Here is a 21,601-nt window from a genome sequence, read left to right on the forward strand (position 1 = left end):
TTGTTTACACCCACTTTTATGCTGATCACAAAAGGTTTAATGCTCTCGGAGGAGAATGTCACTGATCTAGGATATATCCAAAGACAGATTGCTAAAATATTTTCACTGTTGACTTTCTTCTTGTTATTGATCTTAGGTTTTTCTGATTTTATGCTTGGGATGTCCCCAGTAATTTATTTATCTAAAATCGCGCTTTCTTTTACATTCATTCTTTCCTATTACTTAGTTTCAAAATATGGGAAGTCGCAGCTGATAGTTAATATACTTTTGATAGTGGCTCACGTAATTATTTGCATCAATTTTAAATACAATGATGGAAATGACGGACCCACGATTTATGCTTTTTTTTTAATGCTTGTGGTGTCTTCCTTGCTTATTCAGGGATGGCTCAAATTGGCTTGGTATTTAGGGTCAATATCCATGTTTTTCATTCTTTTTTATGGTGAAGTGAAGGGGTATATAATTGTTGAGAATTTTTATAGTGGAGTAGAGAACCAGTTTGTTGATCATACGCTTGCAATTTTGTGGATAAGCGCTTTTATTTTTACAGTATTACACTTTTTTATTAAAAGTTATCGAAACCAAAGTCAACTGCTTCACACGATCAAGGAAAGGCAGGATCGCTCACTCGAGGAAGTGAAGATGCTTAATGATCAGAAAAACAAGCTTATTGCATTGCTTTCGCATGACTTGAAAAACCCAATAGGGATGCTTCACACTACGCTAGGTCTAGTAGAGAAAGATGCTTTTGAACCAGGAGAAATGGAGCAAATCCTTTTTAATTTGAAAGGGCAAAGTTACCATCTGAATAAGGTGCTCAACAACACATTAAGTTGGGTGATGACTGAATTAGAAGATACGCCTATACAACTTCATGAGATTAGTTTGAGTGAATTGACTAAGGAGATGAAGGATATGATGGCAATGCAGGCAGAGGAGAAAAATCAAACGATAGATTTTTCAATAGAAGGGGACGATAAAAATATTTCGTTAGAGATCAACGAGATTAAAATCATCCTAAAAAATTTGATGGATAATGCTATCAAATTTGCACCGGTTGATTCAACTATTCACCTCAAACTTAAGATCAATGAGGATAAATTAAGTTGGTTAGTATGTAATCAAGGGGCTACCATCTCTGCTACTGATCAAAAGAATTTATTTGATTTCAGGGCTAGAACTTCATATGGTACGAGGAAAGAAAAAGGAACCGGAGTTGGTTTGCCCCTTTGCAAAAGAATTGCGGATAAGATCAATTTTCAATTGAAATATTCCAGCAGCAAGGACTATAAGAATTGCTTCACTTTATCTAGAAAGCTTGCTTAGAGTATCACCACTCGGAGGCTCATGGCACCATGAGCACCAACAACTAGAGACTGTTCTATATCAGCCGTTTTCGATGGCCCAGCTATGAATATTCCAAACCCTGACTTTGCTAGCCCTATGCGATCATACGCTTGGTGCATATTCCCGAGGATATTTTCTTTTCTGATCACAATCACTAAATGAGCTGTGATAAAGGGTAGGGCCCTGAGGGCTAAATTGCTCTCGTCCAACCAAATAGCAGCATTCTCAGCAGATGCAAATTGTCCTTCTATAATCGCAAGGTCTAAGTCAGCAAAATCAGCTGGATGCTCAGGTACTTGGCAGTTGCTATACTGTTCAAATTCAGGCGAAGCACTGTAAATTTTCAGAAATTCAGTTTCTGATATCAATTTTTCAATTTCTTCTTTGCTCGCGACGGTTCCCTTATTGGCATTGAGAGAAAGACTAAATGCATCAACTAAGTCTGAGGCAATTTCAAAATCCGGGATATCTGGCAGAGGTTTTTCCTCCAATTTCAGTCCTTTTATTGCTGCTAATATGGATTCTTTGCTGCTCATGGTCTATTCTTTTTGTACCAAGCTTTAAATGGTTCTTCGGGTAAATCGGGTAGATCTCTGCCTTTTCCCCAGGTGTTCAATGGGTTGTAAATAATGCTATCAGGCAAGTTCTTCAAAGATGCCCGCATCATTTTGCCAGAGATTCTGTAGGCCAGCGGACTCTTGAAAATTCCATTTGCCATTTTCATCGACAGACCCTTTAGGGATGATCCGTCTGTCTTGGTTATTTCTTGACGCCATTCATAGAGTTGCTCGTGGATGTTGATTTTCACGGGACAGACGTCAGAACAACTACCGCAAAGTGTGGAGGCAAAAGGTAAAGTGCTGTATTTTTTTAGATCTATTCCTGGTGAAAGTATGGAGCCAATAGGGCCAGGAACTGTACTTCCATAGCTAAATCCACCGCTTCTGCGGTAAATCGGGCAGGTATTCATACATGCCCCACATCGGATACATTTGAGGGAATTTCTGAATTTTTCTCTTCCAAGTTGCTTTGTTCGGCCATTGTTTACCAAGATCAAATGAAGCTCCTTACCCGGAGACGGACTTCTGAAATGCGAGTTGTAGTTCGTGATCGATTGGCCAGTGGCGGATCTAGCTAATAACCTCAGGAAAACACCAAGGTCTTTTCTTCTGGGAATAAGTTTTTCTATTCCCATGCAAGCGATATGTGTATCAGCCAAATGCACCCCCATATCTGCATTGCCTTCGTTGGTGCAGACAACAAATTCACCAGTTTCTGCTACCGCGAAATTAACGCCTGTGATAGCCACTTTGGCTTGGAGGAATTTCTCGCGTAAATGGAGTCGAGCAGCATGGGTCAAATATACTGGATCCACGTTTCCTTTTTCTGTGTTTAGCTTTTCGTGGAAAATATCCGAGATATCAGACTTTTTCAAATGGATAGCAGGCATCACGATATGACTCGGTGGTTGCTTTAGAAATTGTATTATTCGCTCACCTAAGTCAGTATCCACCACTTCTATGCCTCGTTCTTCCAAATAAGGATTCAAATGACATTCCTCGGTGAGGATAGATTTACTTTTTACAATTGCCTTGCAATTTTTCTCCTCTAATATTTCCGCAACGATCTGATTATGTTCTTCAGCATTTTCAGCCCAGTGAACTTTTATCCCGTTTGCGGTGGCATTATTCTCCAGTTCTTCTAGATAAAAATCAAGCTTGGAAAGTGTGTGATCTTTTATTTGAGATGCTAATTCCCGAAGCTTCTCCCACTCTGGGATTTGATGGATAGTTGCATCGCGTTTTTCACGTACTATCCAAAGTGTCTCATCATGCCATTTTGCACGTGCTTTATCTTTCAGAAATACTGTGGCGTTCTCTGGATGACTCATGAGATGGCTTGGTTTAGGATTTCTGCAAAATGCATTAGCTGAATAGGTTCGTTTTCCCGGGCTGCAATTCCCTGCATATGCATGATACAGGACATGTCTCCACCTACGATGATTTCTACGCCTTTATCAATGTGATCGGCTAGTCTGTCCTTTCCCATTTGTACTGAGATAGCTTCTTCACTTACTGCGAAAGTCCCTCCAAATCCACAGCATTCATCCTTTCTAGTGAGTTCGACTACTTCCATCCCTTTTAGATCGCGCATCAATTGGAGTGTTTTATTAAAAGCGGGCTCATTTCTCTCTGAGTCACTCGCTAGTCTCAAACCCCGAAGTCCATGGCAGGAAGCATGAAAACCAATCTTATGCGGAAAACTCCCTTGAATGGAGTCAACTTTCAGTATATCAGTAATAAACTCGCTGAGTTCGTAGATATTCGATTGTACGTGTTCTTGATTCTTTTGAAGGTTTTTGACCGTAGGCGAATGGTCTTTGACATGCAAAACACAGCTTCCTGAGGGAGCAACTATGTAGTCAAATCTGGCGAAATCACGGATAAATTTGGAAGTAGTTCCCTCGGTATCAGCTTCAAACCCTGCATTGGACATGGGCTGCCCACAGCAAGTTTGACCTGAAGGATAGGTGACTTTGCAGCCTAGTTTTTCCAGCAATTCTAAGGTTGCTATTGCGACATTGGGGTAAAACTGATCAATGTAGCAAGGGATAAACAGGCCAATATGAGGGGATTCTATTTTCATCTACTGAGTAATTTGATTTTCGCAGGACATCTCGATGTAATTTTGGATTAGCATACTTTCGTGAACCGCTCGAGTATAGCTCGATTTCAATTGTAATGTAAATTAAACCATCTATTCCATTGATACCAGCATGGCTGCTCCTAATGCTGATCCATTTGGGAAGTCACTTGGAATGATCTTTAATTCAGGTAATTTTTTCCGAAGCATCTCTACAAAAATATCATTTGCATTGAAGCCTCCATCAATAAATAGCCTATCAACAGGAGCATTTTTCGTTACTAGTTTGATAGCTGCAGTTTGCAAATCTGTCAGCTCATGAATAAACGTGTAGTAGGCTTCATTGAATTCAGCGAAACTTGACCAATCATTTTCCTTCGCTTGATCTAAGCCATAATCCTCAGGCTTTAAGTATTGAAAATGGACTCGTTTGGACTTATTGTCTCTTACTTTTTCAAATAGAGTAGAGTTGAATTTTAGTTTCTTGTAGGTTCCTAAAGGCATTTGGAAGTACTCATACAGCTTCTCTACCTGATACTTATGCTCTTCACCGATGAAAAGTCGTGAGATTTTGATCGGGTCACCCTTAATACTTAGGAATTGTAAGCAGTCACGCTTAAGCTCTTTTTTGGTGAGTGTAGTTTTGTTGAATGGGTTGATGCAAATAGCCCAAGTACCTGTGGAAAGTAGAGCAAATGGTTCTGTTTCTTGCTTGATATACGGAAGTAAAGCTGCAGATGAATCATGTACACCTATCCCACATGGGATATTTCCGAGCTCAGGTTTAGTCTTCAAAAGTGTATTTCCTGGAACAATTGGAGGTAATAATCTTCTGATTTCTTCCCGATCTACCCAGGCATGGTAATCGTTTGTTTCATAATCCCAAAGCCCAGTATGGCAACCGATACTGGTATAATCAGACACCATTTCTCCGGTAAACAAGAAGCTCAAGTATTGAGGGAAATGAAATGAGTGTTTGATTCTCTTGAAGAAATCTGGTTTTTCGTACTTGATGAAATAAAGCTGTAAACCTGAATTTAGCATCGCCAGAGGTGGGGAGGATGTAGCCCTGCAAAAGGTCATCTTTCCACCATTTTCTTCATAAAACCTGCTAAGAAGTTCATCTGGGAATGGCTTTAGGTAGTCATAAAGAGGAGTTGCTGGAATTCCGTTTTCATCTGTGTGCACAAATGAAGCTCCGTGACAAGAGAAATTCAGACGCTTGATCAGATATTCTTCTGATTTTAACGCCTTTTTAAAAGTCTTAAGCATCCATTCTTCAAGCGGTGCTAAGGGCTCACTAGGAAAATTGTCTTCATCTGGAATTGCGTCTAGACGAATATAGGAACTGTAGACTTCGGTTAAATTTTCATCAAAAAGAAAGAACTTTTTATTGGTCTTGCCGATATCAAAAACAGCCGTTACTGGAATTTTACTCATAGCTACGCTATCAAAGCGATTTTCGAATGATCATTTTGAATGGACTTTTCAGAGGGATTTTATCCTCTGCACCTAGGATCTGGTTTGCGATGGTAGTCCCCATTTGCATAAAGTCAGTAGAAATAGTCGTAATTCCCTCTGCCAATATCTCTTTGAGAGGAGTCTCATTGTAGGAAATAATCCCTATGTCGCTACCAAGTTGTAACTGCTGTTCCCGGGATTTTTTTACGATGTTGGCAAGGTCAGTTTCTGCTAAGACAATAAATGAATCTCCTTTGTAAAGAGGTTCGTCATCGATTCCATCTAGGATGAGATTGTTGAAGTTATGGAAATAACAGAAACGTTTGAAACCGTCAATAATCTCTACTGGGTACATGTCTCCCTTAGGAAACACCAGGATTAATCTGGAATATTTTCGCAAGTGAATGATACCGGACTCCAGTGCTTCGAATATATCTCTGGCAAAATCCTGATAAACTCCCGGGAATTCATTTTCATGATTTTTAACATCACGGTCCATGATCAGAAGCTTATCTTTTGGGATTTGCTGAATCAAGTCATAGCAGGTTTCTGGATGATTGTTTTCATCAAAGAAATGCGGTGCTAAAACATAATAGTTGTAGTTTCCCAAGTTTCTTTCTAATAAGTTTTCGAGAATGGTGCGGTTATAATGGTGGATTTGAAGATCGACAGTCGCTTGGTTTCCCAAAGTTTCTATTATAGAGTAGTAGATGATTTTCTTATAAGAACTCAGTTTGTTGAAAATCAACAACACCTTCAATTTATTAGCCATGTTAGTCGAATTAACGTAGAAACCCTTGCCTCTTACGGAGGTGATTATTCCACGGTCCCGGAGTTCATTGTAGGCTTTTTCTACGGTATCCCTAGAGAGCAAGAAGTCGAAACTGGTTTCATTGATAGAAGGTATTCTATCACCGATTTTCAGTTTACCACTATCGAGGTCGTCTAGAATTAGATTGACCACTTGCATGTACTTAGGGGTTCGAGAATCCGTTAGGATCTTTTCTGATTTATCGACTAACATGGCATTTTGGGTTGTTTTGGAGGAATTAAAGGTAATCGAGGTTTATTAATTCATAATCTATCTTGGGAATGCTGCGGCTAATCCACCATCTACATTCAGCATATTTCCTGTTGTTTTGCCAAGCTGACCGCTGACGAAAACGAATGCAGCGTTTGCGATATCGCTTGTCTTTACACTTTCTTTTAATAAGGTACGATTAGCATAGAACTGAGGCAAATCTTTCACGTCAATTCCATAGGCTTTTGCGCGATTTTCGCCCCAGCCACCTTCCCAGATGTTGGAGTTTTCGATCACAGCGTCTGGATTTACCACGTTGACTTTGATTTTGTCTTCAGCTAATTCTGCAGCCATCAATCTTGACATGTGTAATTGTGCTGCTTTGGCAGTACCATAAGCCACATTTTTTGCACCTGCGACCAAGCCATTTTTACTTGCAATGTTTACAATATCACCGCCATGACCTTGAAGCTTCATGATTTTTACTCCAGCTTTTGAGATATGGTATTGACCCATTACCAAGATGTCGTTCAGCCTATCCCAATCTTGATTCGTGTGATCTTCGAATGATTTGCTTATAGAAATACCGGCATTATTCACCATGATGTCCACTCCGCCAAACTGAAGACAAGTAGCTTCAATCGCAGCTTCCAAGCTTTCACCATTAGTTACATCTAGCTTCACAGTTAGAAATGCGTCTTTTCCGTATTTTTTCAAAAGTGCATCTCCAGTGGTTTGTAATCTATCGCCATCAATATCTGTGACCACGACGCAAGCCCCTTCCTGTATGAATTTTTCGGCAATTGCCAAACCAATTCCTCCTGCACTGCCCGTCACCAAGGCCACTTTTCTAGAGAGTGGTTGCTCTTTAGGCATTCTTTGAAGTTTTGCTTCTTCGAGTAACCAATATTCAATATTGAAGGCTTCTTGTAGCGGTAAAGAAACATATTGAGAAACTGCCTCAGCACCACGCATTACATTGATTGCATTGATATAGAACTCACTAGCAACGCGACTTGTCTGCTTGTTTTTTGCGTAGCTAAACATCCCTACGCCAGGCCAGATGATGATTACTGGGTTTGGGTCCCGCATCGCTGGGCTATTGGAATGCTTATGATTTTCGTAGTAGTCAGCATACATTTCTCTGTATGACTGAAACGCGAAGCTGATTTGTTCTTTCAACGCCGATAGGTCCGACAGATCCTTGTCAGCTGGAATATCAAGAACCAAAGGGGAAATCTTTGTTCTCAAGAAGTGATCTGGGCAACTTGTACCCATCGGAGCTAGTTTGCTAAGATCGTTGCTATTGATAAACTGAAGTACTTCTGGAGCATCAGTGAATGTACCCACCATTAGATTTTCTGAAGATGCAAGGCCTCTCAGCAGGGGTGCAAGCTTAGCAGCTTGACTTTTTCTCTGGTCTGGAGCAAGAGATTTTACTTTTTCTCCTCCGAAGACTGGACGGGTTTTGCCATAATTCTGTGCTAAGTATTCCGAAGCAGTTTCGATTACTTCCAAACTATTGATATAACATTCGAAAGCAGTATCCGCCCACGTGAAAAGTCCGTGTCCGCCAAGCATAATTCCTCGGATCCCAGGGTTTTCATCAAGTGCTTGTTTTAATTGTAAGCCCAAATCAAAGCCTGGTTTTTGCCAAGGTACCCAAGCGATTTGACCATCCCAAAGATCTTTAGTGATCTGCTCTCCATCTTTGGCAGCTGCAATTGCAATTGCAGCATCAGGATGAAGGTGATCTATATGCTTGAATGGAAGGAATGCATGCAGCGGAGTATCAATGGAAGGAGCTTTGGATTTGAGATCATAGATACAATGGTTGAATAGTTCGACCATCTCGTCTTCAAATTCCAGCCCTCTATATATACCTTTCAAAGCACGCAGCTTGTCTACATAAAGTCCAGCCAAACCAGCTTTAGTTAAAGTCCCGATATCGCCACCTGAGCCTTTGACCCACATTACCTCTACCTTTTCGTTGGTAAGCGGATCTGCTTCGTAAGTTTTACAGCTGGTATTTCCACCTCCGTAATTGGTGATTCTCAGATCAGCTCCAAGGATATTTGATCGATAAATTAGAAGGTCAACTTCATTTCCCTCAAGTTTAGATGCTACGGCATCATCCCAGAGGTAACTTACATGCTTAAAGTTTTTTGTTGTTATGCTCATTGCGTTTAGCAGATTGTTCTGAAAGTGAATATGGGTGAAAAGTTTGCCTCAGGTATCCTGTGCTGTCTTGAATACCTAAAGCTTAATACTATTTTTTTTGAGTTTTATTGCTACTATATTGTGCAAAACATCATTCTGTTAGATATTTATTCTTTAGACTACTAAAAGTCAGAATTAAATTTTGATTGAAAGAATCTGACTAGGTCTGTAGTATTTGATTTTCTATTTGTACTATTTAATTCTAAAGTTTTGCTACTACCTACAGTTATATTTTTATGACTGTAATCTAAAAAGTATAATCCAAAATCCATAAAGATCACGGGGCCGGGTTTCAGGTAAAAGTTTGACTCAATTCTTTTTCAACTTCTAGACTTTTGTGATTTAATGCTTATTTCATTAGTGAGAAATTGTTTCCATTAACCTTTTTTATGGCGACCAATTTGACCAGTGAATATAACAATCGTCAATGCTTTCATTGATTAGGAATGGATTTTAATGATTTTTCTCCAAATAAATCTGATGTGAGAATGCTCAATTAATAAGATCTTAATTTCTCTGAAAAGCTGATTTCTGCTGATTTAGGATGATTTACTTAATGAAAGAGTAGTAAAAAAGGAAATGAGAATCAGCTTTTTACCAGTTTTCAGAGAAAAATTGAATTCTAAATCACATCATTTCTCAATCCAATTCGGAAGGTTTTTGAAGCATCTATTTGCCTGATTTTTGGCCTGTTTTTGAACAAACTGAGTAAAAAAGTTACAGTACCGCCTATTCTATGAAATTAACTGAGGATCAACTAGCATCATTTTCTACCAATAATTTTCATTACAGATCACTAGATCTGTTAAGAGTTAGACTCTCAAATCAGCGATTGGATTTTGATGACATCCTACGTAAGATTCAAGCGTTTCAGATCGCCATTCCAAGTGCTGCATTGGGAAATGGTAGGGCAGGTGCAAAAATGCATAGAACAGGAGGAGAGCCAAGAAACCTAAATGAAAAACTAGAGGATGTAGGTCTTTTACAACAATTGACAAGAAAGACAAATTCTATTTCTGTTTATATCCCTTGGGATATGCCAGAGGATTACAAGGAGACTAAAGAGTTAGCTGCTGATCTGGATCTGGTATTTGATTCAATGAATAGCACAAGTTCTCAAGATGAAAACAAGCGGAAGTATGCCAATTTAGGATCCTTAGGAAATCCTGATAAAGCAATCCGGCAAGAAGCTATCGCTCATAATGAGGAGGTGATTAGCATAGGTAAAAAACTTGGAAGTAAAGGATTAACTGTCTGGATGGCTGATGGAAGTAATTTTCCAGGTCAGTCAAATTTCAGAAATACCCTAGGCTGGACAGAGGAGTCACTTCGTGAAATATATGAATTCATGCCTTTGGATTGGGATTTGATGCTTGAGTACAAACCCTATGAGCCTAATTGCTACCATACGGTGGTTCCTGACTGGGGCACTTCCTGTATGCTTGCAAAACGGTTAGGGTCAAGAGCCAAAGCGCTTGTAGACCTAGGATATCACCTGCCTAAGACAAACATAGAACAGATAGTAGCTACGCTTATGTATCAAAACCTCCTAGGAGGCTTTCATTTCAACGATAGTAAGTACGGGGAAGATGATTTGAACCCAAGTAGTATCAAGCCATATCAACTTTTTCTGATTTTTACCGAGCTTATCGGAGGAGACCAAGATGGTGCGCAGGCTTGGGAAAGTATTTCCTGGATGATCGATGCCAGCTACAATACTCAGGATCCTTTGGTCGATTTGATTCAAGCCTTGGAAGCTATTACTAAAGCATATGCTAAAGCATTGCTGGTGGACCGGGAAAAGCTCAATGAGCGCCAGCAGAATGGACAAAGCTCTGAAGCTCAAGAAATTTTGCAAATGGCGTATCTGACTGATGTGAGACCTTTGGTATGCGAAGCGAGGCTTCGCTCGGGTGGAGTTGCCGAGCCTTTAGAGGCATATAGAATCTTGATGATTCGTAATAAACTGGTACAGGAACGAGGAGCAAAATCATACAGCTACTTATTTTAGTCAGAACCATTTCTTATTATCTTGGGGCATGATAAAAACCCAGAATCTCCCTTTAACCTCCCTGTTGCTTTCTGTTTTCATTGCTTTTTGCAGCTGCAGTACCAGTCCAAATCAGGCGAAAGTAATAGAAGAAGAGAAAAAGAATAATATCATTTTTATTCTCGCGGATGACTTAGGGTATGGAGATCTTGGGTTTTTGGGACAGCAATACATAGAAACTCCCAACATTGATCGTCTGGCGAAGGAAGGGATGTTTTTCACCAATCATTATTCTGGAGCCACGGTCTGTGCACCTTCTAGGTCATCGTTTTTGACAGGGTTGCATACCGGTCACACGCCCATTCGAGGCAATCGAGAAGTTCAACCAGAAGGCCAGTATCCAATGCCAGATTCTATTCCCTCAATAGCCAAAGTGATGCAAAGTGCTGGTTATATAACTGGCACTTTTGGAAAATGGGGTCTAGGTTTCATTGGTACCACAGGTGATCCGAGCCATCAGGGATTTGATCAATTTTATGGCTACAACTGCCAGCGTTATGCCCATCGTTACTATCCAGCTCATGTGTGGCACAATGACGAAAAAGTGATTCTCGAAGGAAATGGATGGGAAGAGAAAGCGGTCTATGCGCCAGATCTGATCCAAAAGGAGACTATTTCTTTCATAGAAAAGAATAAGGATAATCCCTTTTTCCTATACATTCCTATCGTAATGCCGCATGCAGAATTAGCGGCTCCTGATGATGCAGTATTTCAAAAGTATAGAGAAAAATTCGATGAGGAAAAGGCTTTCCCAGTACGGAAAGGTTCAGAATATGGTCCTGATGTAACTATCTCTGCCTACCAATCACAACCTTACCCCCATGCGACCTTTGCAGCCATGGTGGAGCGAATAGATATTTACGTTGGAGAAGTACTAGCTAAACTTGATGAATTGGGGTTGAAAGAAAATACCTTGATAATTTTTGCTTCTGACAATGGTGCACATCAGGAAGGTGGTGCGGATCCTGACTTTTTTGATAGTAATGGGCCATTTCGAGGATATAAAAGAGATTTGTACGAAGGTGGAGTGAGAACGCCAATGATCGCTTGGTGGCCAGGTAAAATCAAAGCAGGAACTAAGAGTGATCACATTTCAGCATTTTGGGATTTGCTACCAACTTTTGCAGATGTAGCAGGAGCTATGATCCCTCAGGATATTGACGGAATTTCGTTTTTGCCGGCACTTTTTGGAGAAAATGAACAGAAAGAGCATGAGCATTTGTACTGGGAATTTCATGAGCAAGGGGGTAAACAGGCTGTAAGGCAAGGAAGGTGGAAGGCTATAAAACTCCATGTTTTTGGTGGGGGTGAGCCTACCATTGAGCTTTATGATTTAAGCACTGATATTGGAGAGGAAAACAATATTGCTGCTGAAAATCCAGAAAAGGTCAAGGAATTGGAAGGTTTGATGAACTCATCGCATACAGAAAACCCTATTTTCGGTTTATTGCCTTCAGAACGGAAGTTTGGAAATTAATTTGTTTTGAAAGAGAAATGGCCAAGATTCACCTTCACTTTCACCTTCTTTGCCCAATCTTTATAGCGATAAAACTCTTAAGACCGGATTTTTGATGAAGAATTGGCCTGATGATTTTTCAAAGCCCTTTTGATGTATTTTCCTTTTAGTATAACCCTATTATAATCTATACTTCGATACAAATGAAAAATTCAAATTTCCTATTGCTCCTTATCCTAATCTCGGGATGTTCTAATCCCAAAACTTCAACCACTAATGAAGCGGATGACTTCAATTATCAAACTGTTGGCTCCATTGAAAGATTGGACACGGATCTAAATGAATTCCTATCTGAAGATGCCAAGATCGAAGTAATCGCCTCTGGTTTTGAATGGTCTGAGGGGCCACTCTGGCTGGAAGATCAAAAGGCATTAATCTTCTCAGATGTGCCAACCAATAAAATATGGAAGTGGACTGAGCAAGATAGTTTAAGCTTATTCTTGGAGCCTTCTGGATATTTGGGAACTGAGACCAATAAAAAAGAACCAGGATCCAATGGCTTAGCATTGAATGCAAATGGAGAGCTAATACTTTGCCAGCATGGAGAGCGACAAATCGCAAAGATGAATGCCTCCCTTTCTAGCCCAAAAGCTGATTTTATTTCTTTGGTTTCCGATTACGAAGGGAAAATGCTCAATAGCCCAAATGATTTAGTATTTAATAAATCAGGACAGCTGTTCTTCAATGATCCTCCTTATGGTTTGGACCCATGGAATACTAAAGAATTGGATTTTCAGGGGGTGTATAGACTAGATCCAGATGGGAGTTTAAATTTGCTTGTGGATTCACTGAGTCGGCCAAACGGAATAGGGTTGAGTCCTGATGAGAAAACCTTGTATATCGCACAATCTGATTTTGAAAAAGCGAGATATTATGCTTTTGATTTGGATGAAAATGGTGATGTAATAGGAGGGAAGGTTTTATTGGATGCCACATCAAGTATAGGTAGAGAAAACCCTGGGTTACCAGATGGCTTGACAGTTCATAGTTCAGGAACATTGTTCGCTTCGGGTCCAGGTGGGATTTGGGTGATCAGTGCAGAGGGAAAACATTTGGGTACTATTAAGACCGGGCAAGGCACAGCTAATTGCGCTTTTGACAGTGCGGAGAAATATTTATACATGACTGCCGATGCGTTTCTAATGCGAATCAGGTTGAAATAAGGAGAAGCTATTGGGAGAATTAAGCAGTATCTCGTAAAAATGTGATTAAAAAGTTGATAACCATCTAATTAAGGTTGATAAGTCTGTTTGTTTAGAATATTATTTGGTGGAAAGATGGTGGGGAACTAAGTGTCCGAAATTTTGCTATTCGGCTAATTTAAGGAGATATTTATTAAACCAAGTAAGAGATAAAAAGACCGAGAATACGATCTCGGATAAAGATTGAAAGCTCACAATTAACATGAAAGGTCAGCGTCCTTAGGGATTTTGTCTGAGATGGTTTACCACAAAAGTGTTTATTGAAATCTTCAAAACCGAAAGGTGAAGAAGACGGAGTTAGTAGATCGGTATTAAAAATCCGGGTAACTGGAGAAAAAGTCTTTTAACAGTAGCTTGGCTCTTAAGGCTAACTAAGGTTAGTTATAAGAGAAAGGGAAGCGTTCGCAAGAGGGTTTCCCTTTTTGTTTTATTGGTTTATTCCTTTTTCAGGATTTTCTTTCTTAAGTATATTGGATGATTTGGGATGTTTTAAGCATTGCAACAGCATCGAAAATCACTTTTCACCTTACTCAGCTAGGCTTCCATAGTTTTTAGTATTTTAAGTTTAATAAAATTCTCTGTTTTATGTAGTTTTGGACAAACCCTTGAAATATTATGAAGTTTAACAAAATCTATTTTGGCATCTGGATTTTCATTTTCGCGCTTTTTGCTTTTTGGCAGTTCAACGACCCCGATCCTGAAATTTGGGTGAGTATTTATGGTGTAGCAATTATATTCTGCCTGTTGGGTGTTCGCGGTATTTTCCCCAAAATTCCATTGACAATTCTTGCAATAGCTTGTGTCCTTGGTGCTATATATTACTGGCAAGGAGATGTGGGAGGTTGGATTTCCGAAGAAGTGAAGCAGCATAATTTAAGCATGAAAACTCAGTCCATGGAAGAATCAAGAGAGACTTTTGGTTTATTAATTATCCTAGTTGCGTTGTTTCCGGCAATCTGGAAGGCATGGGAGAAATAGACTTTAACTTCTACCATTGCTAAATAATCAAAGGAATTACCCGGAAAACATGTCTTTTATATTGCCCTAAAAACCCACTACTCATGCAAAAAATTATCTTCAGTATGATTGCAATGCTTTTTGCCTTCGCAGGCTATGCTCAAAAGTTGAGTGATACTTCGACTTATTTCGAAATAAGAAAGTATTATGCCAATGAAGGAAAGCTTCCAGATCTGATCAAGCGTTTTCAAGATCATACGCTTTCGCTTTTCGAGAAAAGTGGGATGGAAAATATCGCCTATTTTCTACCTGTCAATAATGAAGATAATTCACTGACTTATATACTTGGCTATCCAGATGAGAAGTCAAGAGATGTGATGTGGGGGAAATTTTTGAACGACCCTGAATGGAAAAAGGCCTATGAAGAATCCAGGGTAAATGGAGCTTTGGTGAAAAGCATAGATCAAACTTTTATGAAACTTGCTCCAGGGTTGAATGAGACACCAATTCCACAGGCCAGCGGGATTTTTCAAATGAGAATCTACACTTGCTTAGATGGGAGACTTGATAATTTGGTAACTAGATTCAAAGACCACACGCAGGAATTGTTTTCGAAGCAGGGCTTAAAAAACTATCCTTATTGGATTACAGTCGAAAAGGATGGAAGCCAACCTAAATTGGTTTATCTATTAGGTGACAGAAATCAAGCTTCTTTTGAAGCTAATTTTCAAAATTTTGCAAAAGATCCAGCTTGGATAAAAGCAAAGGAAATGTCTGAAGCTGATGGGAAGATCGTTGAAAATGTAGAAGCAATCTTTTTCAAAACCTTGCCTTTTTCACCGATGAAATGAACCGAAAGGTAGCGTTCGGTTTATTCGTTTCGTCATGGGTTTAACTTCTTTTTTCACTAAACCTACTTGTATGAAAAAGTTAATTAACCCGATTTTCTTATGTTGCCTGTTAATTAGCGTGTCCTGCACGGAAAACGAAGATCCTGCCATGGCTTGTGGGGTTTCGGATCCTATTGAAAACTTGCCATGGCTAAAACAAATGGCTGAGAATGCATCTAGTGGAGGGCTTTCAGAGTTTGCTTATATCGCGAAAGCAAAATATAAAGGAAAGCGAGTTTTTTACTTGGGGTCTTGCTGCCCCAATTGCAGTTGGGCACTGATACTATATGATTGTGAGCGAAATACTTTAACCGATGAAATCGGCTTCGATGATCTTGAAGATACTAAGGTGATTTGGCAAACGTCCGACAACCAGTGTGCTTTCTCAGGTTAAGATTGCGTGAGTAGCATATGTTTTCTCCAAGCTAAATCTTAGTAAAAAAGCCATTCCTGAGAATAGGAATGGCTTTTTTCATGCATTAAGATTGGTATTATTTTGCGTTGAAAGTGAAAGATCGAATTACAAACCTTCCTTCATCGCCAGAGTTTTTTGGTTTAGAAACCAAATACACCTTGTGCATTTTTCCATCTGCGCTTCCAGTGAACGGAATAGTCAGCGATCCTTGAGTTGGCGCTCTGCCTGTGGAGGCTGTTGGACTGAAAGTTCCTTCTCCAACTAAATCTCCAGATGGACTGTCTAGCCTTAGTTCAAAATCATAAGTGCCTGTTAACGGTCCCATTGTAAATGTGTTCAGGGTGACCGAACCAACATCAGTCAAATCTACTGTGCTGATAAGAGCTGAGCCATCTTCTTTAGGAACAGTAAGGAAGTTTGCTCCTTCATAACTGCTGACAGCATATCCACCCATTAGTTCTTCTGCTTTACCCAAATCAATAGTATTGCTCTTCAGAAATAGGGTAGAAGAACCTGAAAGAGGTTTAATGTTTTCTCCTCCTTGATCAGTATAAGATGCACTAAGCATCAATACGCCTGTTGCTGTTGGCTCTTTGCCTGCGGTAGGGTCCACCGTTCCAGAAGCAGGAAGAGATGGTGTCGTCACTTGGTCTAAGGAAAGAATGTAGGCTACCAAAGCATTCAAGTCAGAGTCTTTCATATCCGGATTTGCAGGCATAGCTACTTCACCCCAGACTCCTGCGCCTCCATTTTTGATTTTATTCTTTAGGTAATCGGCATCTCGTTGATTGTATTTTTTAGCCACATCGATGTATGCCGGACCCACAGATGCCTCAGCTTCTTTGTGACAGGTCTTGCATGTCAAGGTGGTAAAGAGTGATTTACCCATCATCGCTTCAGTCATGACTTTGTGACCCATGTCAGATTCTGCCTGATCTAATCCTTCTATATAATCTGCAGATACATACAGCGTACTCATGTCTGTATCTGCCTCTGGATTATCAGCATCTTTCACGGTTACGCTATAGCCTACCTTCTTTCCAGGGAAATAGAAAGACTGGTTACCTTCTAGTGTGATGGATACTTCTGGAGCAATATTTCCTGAGTAAATGCTTTCGATTCCACTGTTACCCGCCAATCCAGCAGGATCTTTTGCAGTCACTCGAACTTCGTATTCTCCGATGGCATTGAAAGTATGTGTAAGGGTAGGTTCATCTGTTGAGATAGACTCTCCATTACCCAAATCCCAGACATAGTTCAACGGATCATTTTCAGGATCAGAAGCTTCGGTGGTGAAAGTGACAGTAAGAGGATTCGTTCCTGAAGTTTTGTCAGCGGAAATTTGAGTTACAATTGGAGCTCTATTTCCTCCATTGAAGTCAATTCTTGAAAGTCCTGAATCCGGATTTTTAGCGAACCAGCCATTTCCATATTCTAGGATATATATCCTTCCGTCAGGCCCCATTTCCATATCGATGATGGAGTTGAATTTGGTGCTAGGCATGAAAGCTTCCATTTTATCATAATCTCCATTTTCCTTCAGGGTTACTGCTTTGATCCATCCTCTGATCCAATCGTAAATAAATACCTTGGAATCATAGTACTCTGGAAGCTTAGTGTCCGCACTGTACATATCAGCGTAATAAACCGGTCCGGCCATTGCATTTCGTCCTCCTGTTCCTAACTGTGGAAACTCTTCAGATTCCCCATATGGATACCATATAAAAGCGGGAGCCAACGCTGGTAAATTCTTTCTGCCTGTATTATTTACAGATCTATTAATAGGTTCCTTGGGATCAAAAGCAGCTCCTGATTCCCCAGTTACGTAGTCAAACTCCCGGTAAGGATAATTATTTCCTACAAAGTAAGGCCAGCCGAAATTACCTGCCTCTCTGGCTTGGTTTACTTCATCATACCCTCTAGGACCACGTGTTTCGAACATGTCTTCATTGGCATCTGGGCCAACTTCCCCCCAGTATAAGTAGCCGTTTTTCTGATCTATGGAGATTCTGTAAGGGTTTCTGTTTCCTTGAACATATATTTCAGGTCTGGTTCCTTCTGTTCCTACAGGATATAAGTTTCCTTCAGGAATGTTATAAGAACCATCTTCATTTACTTTAATCCGAAGGATCTTACCTCTCAAGTCATTGGCATCGCCAGAAGATCTTCTCGCATCGTATTGCTCATAGCCAGGCCGCTGATCTAAAGGTGCAAAACCATTGTTTCTGAACTCAGAGTCTGGCTGATTGAAAGGAGTGGAGTTGTCTCCTAAAGAAAGGTATAAGTTCCCTTCCTTATCAAAAGCTATAGAACCTCCAGTATGGCAACAGATATCTCGATCTGAGTGAATATCCATTATTACCACCTCAGAGCTCATGTCCCAGGTATTATTTTTGAAAGTAAATCGGGAAAGTCTATTGATTTCTTCGTCTCCTGAAGGGGAATAGTAAACAAACACATACCCATTTTCAGCATAATTGGGGTCTTTTTGAATTCCCATTAAGCCTTCTTCAGCATTAACTCCCCTTACATCAGTTTTCCAGTAAACGTCAAATTTTGCCACTTCAGTAAGCTCTTCTGTCTCATGGTTAAAAAACAAAATCTCTCCTCTTCTTTGCGCTACAAGAATATCCAAATTTGGAAGAATGGTCATTTCAGTAGGCTCTGTGAATTCTGCACCTACCAGCGAAGTTTTGGTAAACCTGTTTTCCTCTGGTACTCTTTTACTTTTAGCCTTCGAGTAATCCAATTCGGAATTATTGCCAATAGCATACTCAATGCCTGCCAGTACATGCTTCAGGTAAAGTTCTTCTGAATAAGATTCATCTGTATGGCCGCCTCCAGTGTACCAGGCTCTTCCTCCATCATAATCGTGATACCAGGCGATAGGATGCTCACCCATATCCATGCCGCCTTTATAAGAGGCTTCATCCAGTGTCAAAAGTACATTGACCTCAGGATTCATGTTTTTATAGCTGTACCATTCGTCAGTTCTTGGCCAAGGGCTTGGCAGAAACGAAGTAGAAGAATGACTTTCGTCCACCACGGTGATTTCGCCAGGTTGAACGTTTGGATTTGGATCATTGATACCAGGATGGTCAGCGAAGCTTCCTCCAACTAAACGAGCATACCAGCCCCAATCGTATTCTGTATCCGCAGCTGCATGGATACCCACGAAACCTCCTCCTGCCTGAATGTATCGTTCGAAATCGGCTTCTTGGTAGTTATTCAATACATCTCCGGTCGTGCTTAAAAAGATAACAGCTGAATATTGCGCTAAATTTTCTTCAGTGAACATCTCTGACTGAGTAGTGGTATCTACCTCAAATTCATTTTCAGTTCCAAGCTTTTGGATAGCTGCGACTCCTTGGGGAATAGAGGCATGATAGTAACCTGCAGTTTTGCTAAAGACGAGCACTTTTGGTTTGCCAGAGCGAGAACTACAGCTCCAGAAACCTACGCTCGCTATCATTCCAAGTAGCAGTAAGCTTCTTAGGTTTTTTGGGAAATTCATAGGTTTAATGTTATTAGGATAATAGGCAATTATACTCAATTGAGAGTTACGGCTACAAATTGGTGATTTTTTTGGAAAAACTTTCAGGAAATACCTTCTAAAGACAATAGAAACTGTAAGCGGTAAATTAGCCCAGAATTCTAGCTCCTTCGGAAAGTGCAACTGAAATGAAATCCGCCTCAATACCGAATTTTTCTTGGTATGCTGTACGCATTTCAGTTTGGAAACTTTCTAAATTCTCGTTGGAAATCAGGTTGATAGTGCAGCCACCAAAACCGCCACCCATCATTCTAGATCCTAGGACTTCTGCTGACTTCCACGACTGTACCGCCAAGAAATCCAGCTCGGCACAGCTGACTTCAAAGTCTTTGCTCAGACTCTTGTGAGAATCTTTTAGTAAGTCCCCAAAGGCAGTTAAATCACCTTCATGAAGAGCTTTTGAAGCTAGGTTAACTCGCTCTATTTCGGTGATCACATGCTTTGCTTTGGGAAAAAGCGCGGCCGGTAAGATATCTTTGACTTTCTCCAAATCTTTAGCCGGAATATCTCTTAGTGTGGTTGCGTCTGGGTAAACTGACTGCAGTATTTTCACACTTTCCTCACATGATTCTCTACGTTTGTTGTAGGCTGAATCGGCTAGGTTATGCTTCACTTTAGAATTGACTAGTAGAAGGGAATGTGGGCCGAAATTCACAGCAACTTCTTTGTGCTGATTGGTACGGCAATCCAAAATTAGTGCATGATTTTCTTTGCCGAAGGCGGATGCATAAGGATCCATGATCCCGCATTTCACACCTGCAAATAGATGCTCTGACTTTTGAGCGTAAAGTACAATTGACTTTTTGGAAATCTCCAAACCAAATAATGCAGAGAGTGCAGTTCCTACAGCGACTGAAAGGGCTGCAGAAGAGGACAGTCCTGAAGCTGGAATATTTCCTCCAAAAACCAAGTCAAAGCCTTCCAGTTTATAGCCGGCTTGCTGAAATTGGGAGACCATTCCCATGGTGTAATTGGCCCAGTGCCCTTTTTTAGGTGAAAATGAGTTGATGTCAAAAACAAACTCTTCACGGAAATCCTCCGAGAAAATTCTGGATGTGGTAAGATCGTTTTTTTGTATAGCTACCCAGATGCCCTGCGCTACAGCAGCTGGAAAAACAAGACCATCTTGATAGTCTGTATGTTCGCCGATTAAGTTGATTCTTCCAGGTGCAAAGGCCAGAATAGGTTTCTTTCCAAAGAGATTCTCAAAGGATTGGGCAATTTTATCTTTCATTAATTTAAAGTGCTTTTGTCGATTGACGGGGTAGCAGGGTGGTTTCTAAAACAATGGAAATAGGATCATCTGAGGCTTGACCCTCTAATTGATCAAGCAAATGACTGACTGCCAATTTCCCCATTTCATAGCCAGGCTGAGCCACGGTGGTGAGGGGAGGTTCTATTACTGCTGAAGCGGGGTTGTTGGTAAATCCAGCCAGGGCCATGTCGTCGGGGATTTTAATTCCCATAGGCTTCCATACGAACATAAAATCCAAAGCGATAGGATCTATCATGCAGAATACGCCGTCAGGTCGCTGATCCATGGCGGCGATTTCTCCGGCAATTTTCATGTTGCCTTCGGAAGTAAGGTCTGAGATTTTTACTAGTTCGGGTTCAGGGGATATTCCAAACTCGGCTAGCGCATGTAAATAACCTTCTTTTCTTTTCTTGCTAATGTATAAGTCCTCTGGACCGGATACATACATCACACGTTTGCATCCACTCTCCAGCAGATGCTTAGTTACCTGATAGGCTCCCCCTTCGTCATTGAACGTCACTCTGGAGACTGGAATATCCTCATTTACCCGGTCGAAAAGTAAAAAAGGGATTTCCCGGTTGTAAAGATCTAAAAGGTGATCGTATTTATTAGTTTCTCTACTCAGTGAGATCAGCAAGCCATCCACCTGTGAACTAACCAAGGTTCTGATATTTGCTTTTTCCAGCTCTAACGTCTCATTTGATTGACAAATCATCACATTATAACCACGCTTGTTGGCATAATCCTGAATGCCTGAAATACAAGAGGCGAAGAAGTGGGAAGTGATCTCAGGGACGATTACACCCAGTGTATTGGTGCGACTGATACGAAGGCTTTGTGCTAGGAGATTTGGCTGATAGTTCATCTCCTTCGCCATTTCCACAATTCGCTTTTTAGTGTCGGGGTGAAGCTCTGGAGAATCTTTCAGCGCTCTGGAAATAGTCGATACAGAAACGCCTAATTTCTTGGCGATTTCTTTCATCGTAACCTGATGACCTTTCTTCATGGGGCAAAATCATTTAACTATCACTTCAAATCTTCCAAATTGGACGATTCTAAGATGGAAAGATA

16 protein-coding genes are annotated in these 21,601 nt (G+C 40.5%); 7 read left to right on the plus strand and 9 right to left on the minus strand.

The genetic code is table 11. The annotated features are described in order from the left end of the window. The first annotated feature begins 18 nt into the window (after positions 1 to 18). Positions 19 to 1,326 carry a sensor histidine kinase gene (locus tag ACPUEN_RS01345; protein ID WP_425638042.1) on the plus strand — a complete coding sequence of 436 codons (1,308 nt, stop codon included), beginning with the start codon at positions 19 to 21 and terminating at the stop codon, positions 1,324 to 1,326. Here the strand turns inward: ACPUEN_RS01345 and ACPUEN_RS01350 are convergent. From ACPUEN_RS01350 to ACPUEN_RS01375, 6 genes are all read right to left on the minus strand, one after another. Beyond that, entirely contained in the window at positions 1,323 to 1,883 is a 561-nt protein-coding gene (locus ACPUEN_RS01350; RefSeq protein ID WP_425638043.1) for a LutC/YkgG family protein, read from the minus strand. The genes ACPUEN_RS01345 and ACPUEN_RS01350 overlap by 4 nt on opposite strands. Next, positions 1,880 to 3,238 (minus strand): lactate utilization protein B, encoded by a 1,359-nt coding sequence (locus ACPUEN_RS01355; RefSeq protein WP_425638044.1) that lies wholly within the window; start codon positions 3,236 to 3,238, stop codon positions 1,880 to 1,882. The genes ACPUEN_RS01350 and ACPUEN_RS01355 overlap by 4 nt, the downstream gene beginning before the upstream one ends. Further along, positions 3,235 to 3,993: a (Fe-S)-binding protein gene (locus ACPUEN_RS01360; protein ID WP_425638045.1), complete on the minus strand. Its 759-nt coding sequence runs from the start codon at positions 3,991 to 3,993 to the stop codon at positions 3,235 to 3,237. Before ACPUEN_RS01360 ends, ACPUEN_RS01355 begins: the two co-directional genes overlap by 4 nt. Before the next feature lie 111 nt (positions 3,994 to 4,104). Continuing rightward, positions 4,105 to 5,430, minus strand: coding sequence for an FGGY-family carbohydrate kinase (locus ACPUEN_RS01365; protein WP_425638046.1), 1,326 nt, complete (start codon positions 5,428 to 5,430; stop codon positions 4,105 to 4,107). 10 nt (positions 5,431 to 5,440) lie between these two features. Then, positions 5,441 to 6,475, minus strand: coding sequence for a GntR family transcriptional regulator (locus ACPUEN_RS01370; RefSeq protein WP_425638047.1), 1,035 nt, complete (start codon positions 6,473 to 6,475; stop codon positions 5,441 to 5,443). A gap of 57 nt (positions 6,476 to 6,532) precedes the next feature. Continuing rightward, complete coding sequence (locus ACPUEN_RS01375; protein ID WP_425638048.1) at positions 6,533 to 8,653, minus strand: bifunctional aldolase/short-chain dehydrogenase; 2,121 nt, start codon at positions 8,651 to 8,653, stop codon at positions 6,533 to 6,535. 775 nt (positions 8,654 to 9,428) lie between these two features. On the opposite strand from ACPUEN_RS01375, the gene ACPUEN_RS01380 reads away from it, so the two are divergent. The 6 genes from ACPUEN_RS01380 (at position 9,429) to ACPUEN_RS01405 (ending at position 15,701) form a co-directional block, all read left to right on the plus strand. Continuing rightward, positions 9,429 to 10,703: a sugar isomerase gene (locus ACPUEN_RS01380; RefSeq protein ID WP_425638049.1), complete on the plus strand. Its 1,275-nt coding sequence runs from the start codon at positions 9,429 to 9,431 to the stop codon at positions 10,701 to 10,703. 28 nt (positions 10,704 to 10,731) lie between these two features. Next, positions 10,732 to 12,219, plus strand: coding sequence for an arylsulfatase (locus ACPUEN_RS01385; RefSeq protein ID WP_425638050.1), 1,488 nt, complete (start codon positions 10,732 to 10,734; stop codon positions 12,217 to 12,219). Positions 12,220 to 12,401: 182 nt separating this feature from the next. Continuing rightward, positions 12,402 to 13,421, plus strand: a complete 1,020-nt coding sequence (locus tag ACPUEN_RS01390) for an SMP-30/gluconolactonase/LRE family protein (protein WP_425638051.1) — start codon at positions 12,402 to 12,404, stop codon at positions 13,419 to 13,421. A 654-nt stretch (positions 13,422 to 14,075) separates the two neighbouring features. Then, positions 14,076 to 14,438, plus strand: coding sequence for a transmembrane 220 family protein (locus ACPUEN_RS01395; protein WP_111612057.1), 363 nt, complete (start codon positions 14,076 to 14,078; stop codon positions 14,436 to 14,438). Between the two features lie 83 nt (positions 14,439 to 14,521). Next, positions 14,522 to 15,268 (plus strand): NIPSNAP family protein, encoded by a 747-nt coding sequence (locus ACPUEN_RS01400; protein WP_425638052.1) that lies wholly within the window; start codon positions 14,522 to 14,524, stop codon positions 15,266 to 15,268. 70 nt (positions 15,269 to 15,338) lie between these two features. Then, positions 15,339 to 15,701, plus strand: coding sequence for a hypothetical protein (locus ACPUEN_RS01405; protein WP_425638053.1), 363 nt, complete (start codon positions 15,339 to 15,341; stop codon positions 15,699 to 15,701). 97 nt (positions 15,702 to 15,798) lie between these two features. Here the strand turns inward: ACPUEN_RS01405 and ACPUEN_RS01410 are convergent, their stop codons facing one another. The 3 genes from ACPUEN_RS01410 to ACPUEN_RS01420 form a co-directional block, all read right to left on the minus strand. After that, on the minus strand, positions 15,799 to 19,236 hold the full coding sequence (locus tag ACPUEN_RS01410; RefSeq protein WP_425638054.1) for a ThuA domain-containing protein: 3,438 nt from the start codon (positions 19,234 to 19,236) through the stop codon (positions 15,799 to 15,801). Positions 19,237 to 19,363: 127 nt separating this feature from the next. Further along, the gene (gene galK, locus ACPUEN_RS01415; protein ID WP_425638055.1) at positions 19,364 to 20,509 is read right to left on the minus strand and encodes a galactokinase; all 1,146 of its coding nucleotides are present in this window, start codon (positions 20,507 to 20,509) and stop codon (positions 19,364 to 19,366) included. Between the two features lie 4 nt (positions 20,510 to 20,513). After that, a complete protein-coding gene (locus tag ACPUEN_RS01420) occupies positions 20,514 to 21,536 on the minus strand; it encodes a LacI family DNA-binding transcriptional regulator (RefSeq protein ID WP_425638056.1) in 1,023 nt (340 codons plus the stop codon). Positions 21,537 to 21,601 lie beyond the last annotated feature (65 nt).

Source organism: Algoriphagus yeomjeoni (genome assembly GCF_049821175.1).
GTDB classification, from domain to species: domain Bacteria; phylum Bacteroidota; class Bacteroidia; order Cytophagales; family Cyclobacteriaceae; genus Algoriphagus; species Algoriphagus yeomjeoni_A.

Coding starts and splice junctions, on each gene's coding strand:
- ACPUEN_RS01405 (WP_425638053.1), top strand. CDS start 15,339: ATGAAAAAGTTAATTAACCCGATTTTCTTATGTTGCCTGTTAATTAGC.
- ACPUEN_RS01345 (WP_425638042.1), top strand. CDS start 19: ATGCTGATCACAAAAGGTTTAATGCTCTCGGAGGAGAATGTCACTGAT.
- ACPUEN_RS01385 (WP_425638050.1), top strand. CDS start 10,732: ATGATAAAAACCCAGAATCTCCCTTTAACCTCCCTGTTGCTTTCTGTT.
- ACPUEN_RS01400 (WP_425638052.1), top strand. CDS start 14,522: ATGCAAAAAATTATCTTCAGTATGATTGCAATGCTTTTTGCCTTCGCA.
- galK (WP_425638055.1), bottom strand. CDS start 20,509: ATGAAAGATAAAATTGCCCAATCCTTTGAGAATCTCTTTGGAAAGAAA.
- ACPUEN_RS01365 (WP_425638046.1), bottom strand. CDS start 5,430: ATGAGTAAAATTCCAGTAACGGCTGTTTTTGATATCGGCAAGACCAAT.
- ACPUEN_RS01360 (WP_425638045.1), bottom strand. CDS start 3,993: ATGAAAATAGAATCCCCTCATATTGGCCTGTTTATCCCTTGCTACATT.
- ACPUEN_RS01395 (WP_111612057.1), top strand. CDS start 14,076: ATGAAGTTTAACAAAATCTATTTTGGCATCTGGATTTTCATTTTCGCG.
- ACPUEN_RS01380 (WP_425638049.1), top strand. CDS start 9,429: ATGAAATTAACTGAGGATCAACTAGCATCATTTTCTACCAATAATTTT.
- ACPUEN_RS01375 (WP_425638048.1), bottom strand. CDS start 8,653: ATGAGCATAACAACAAAAAACTTTAAGCATGTAAGTTACCTCTGGGAT.
- ACPUEN_RS01350 (WP_425638043.1), bottom strand. CDS start 1,883: ATGAGCAGCAAAGAATCCATATTAGCAGCAATAAAAGGACTGAAATTG.
- ACPUEN_RS01420 (WP_425638056.1), bottom strand. CDS start 21,536: ATGAAGAAAGGTCATCAGGTTACGATGAAAGAAATCGCCAAGAAATTA.
- ACPUEN_RS01355 (WP_425638044.1), bottom strand. CDS start 3,238: ATGAGTCATCCAGAGAACGCCACAGTATTTCTGAAAGATAAAGCACGT.
- ACPUEN_RS01370 (WP_425638047.1), bottom strand. CDS start 6,475: ATGTTAGTCGATAAATCAGAAAAGATCCTAACGGATTCTCGAACCCCT.
- ACPUEN_RS01390 (WP_425638051.1), top strand. CDS start 12,402: ATGAAAAATTCAAATTTCCTATTGCTCCTTATCCTAATCTCGGGATGT.
- ACPUEN_RS01410 (WP_425638054.1), bottom strand. CDS start 19,236: ATGAATTTCCCAAAAAACCTAAGAAGCTTACTGCTACTTGGAATGATA.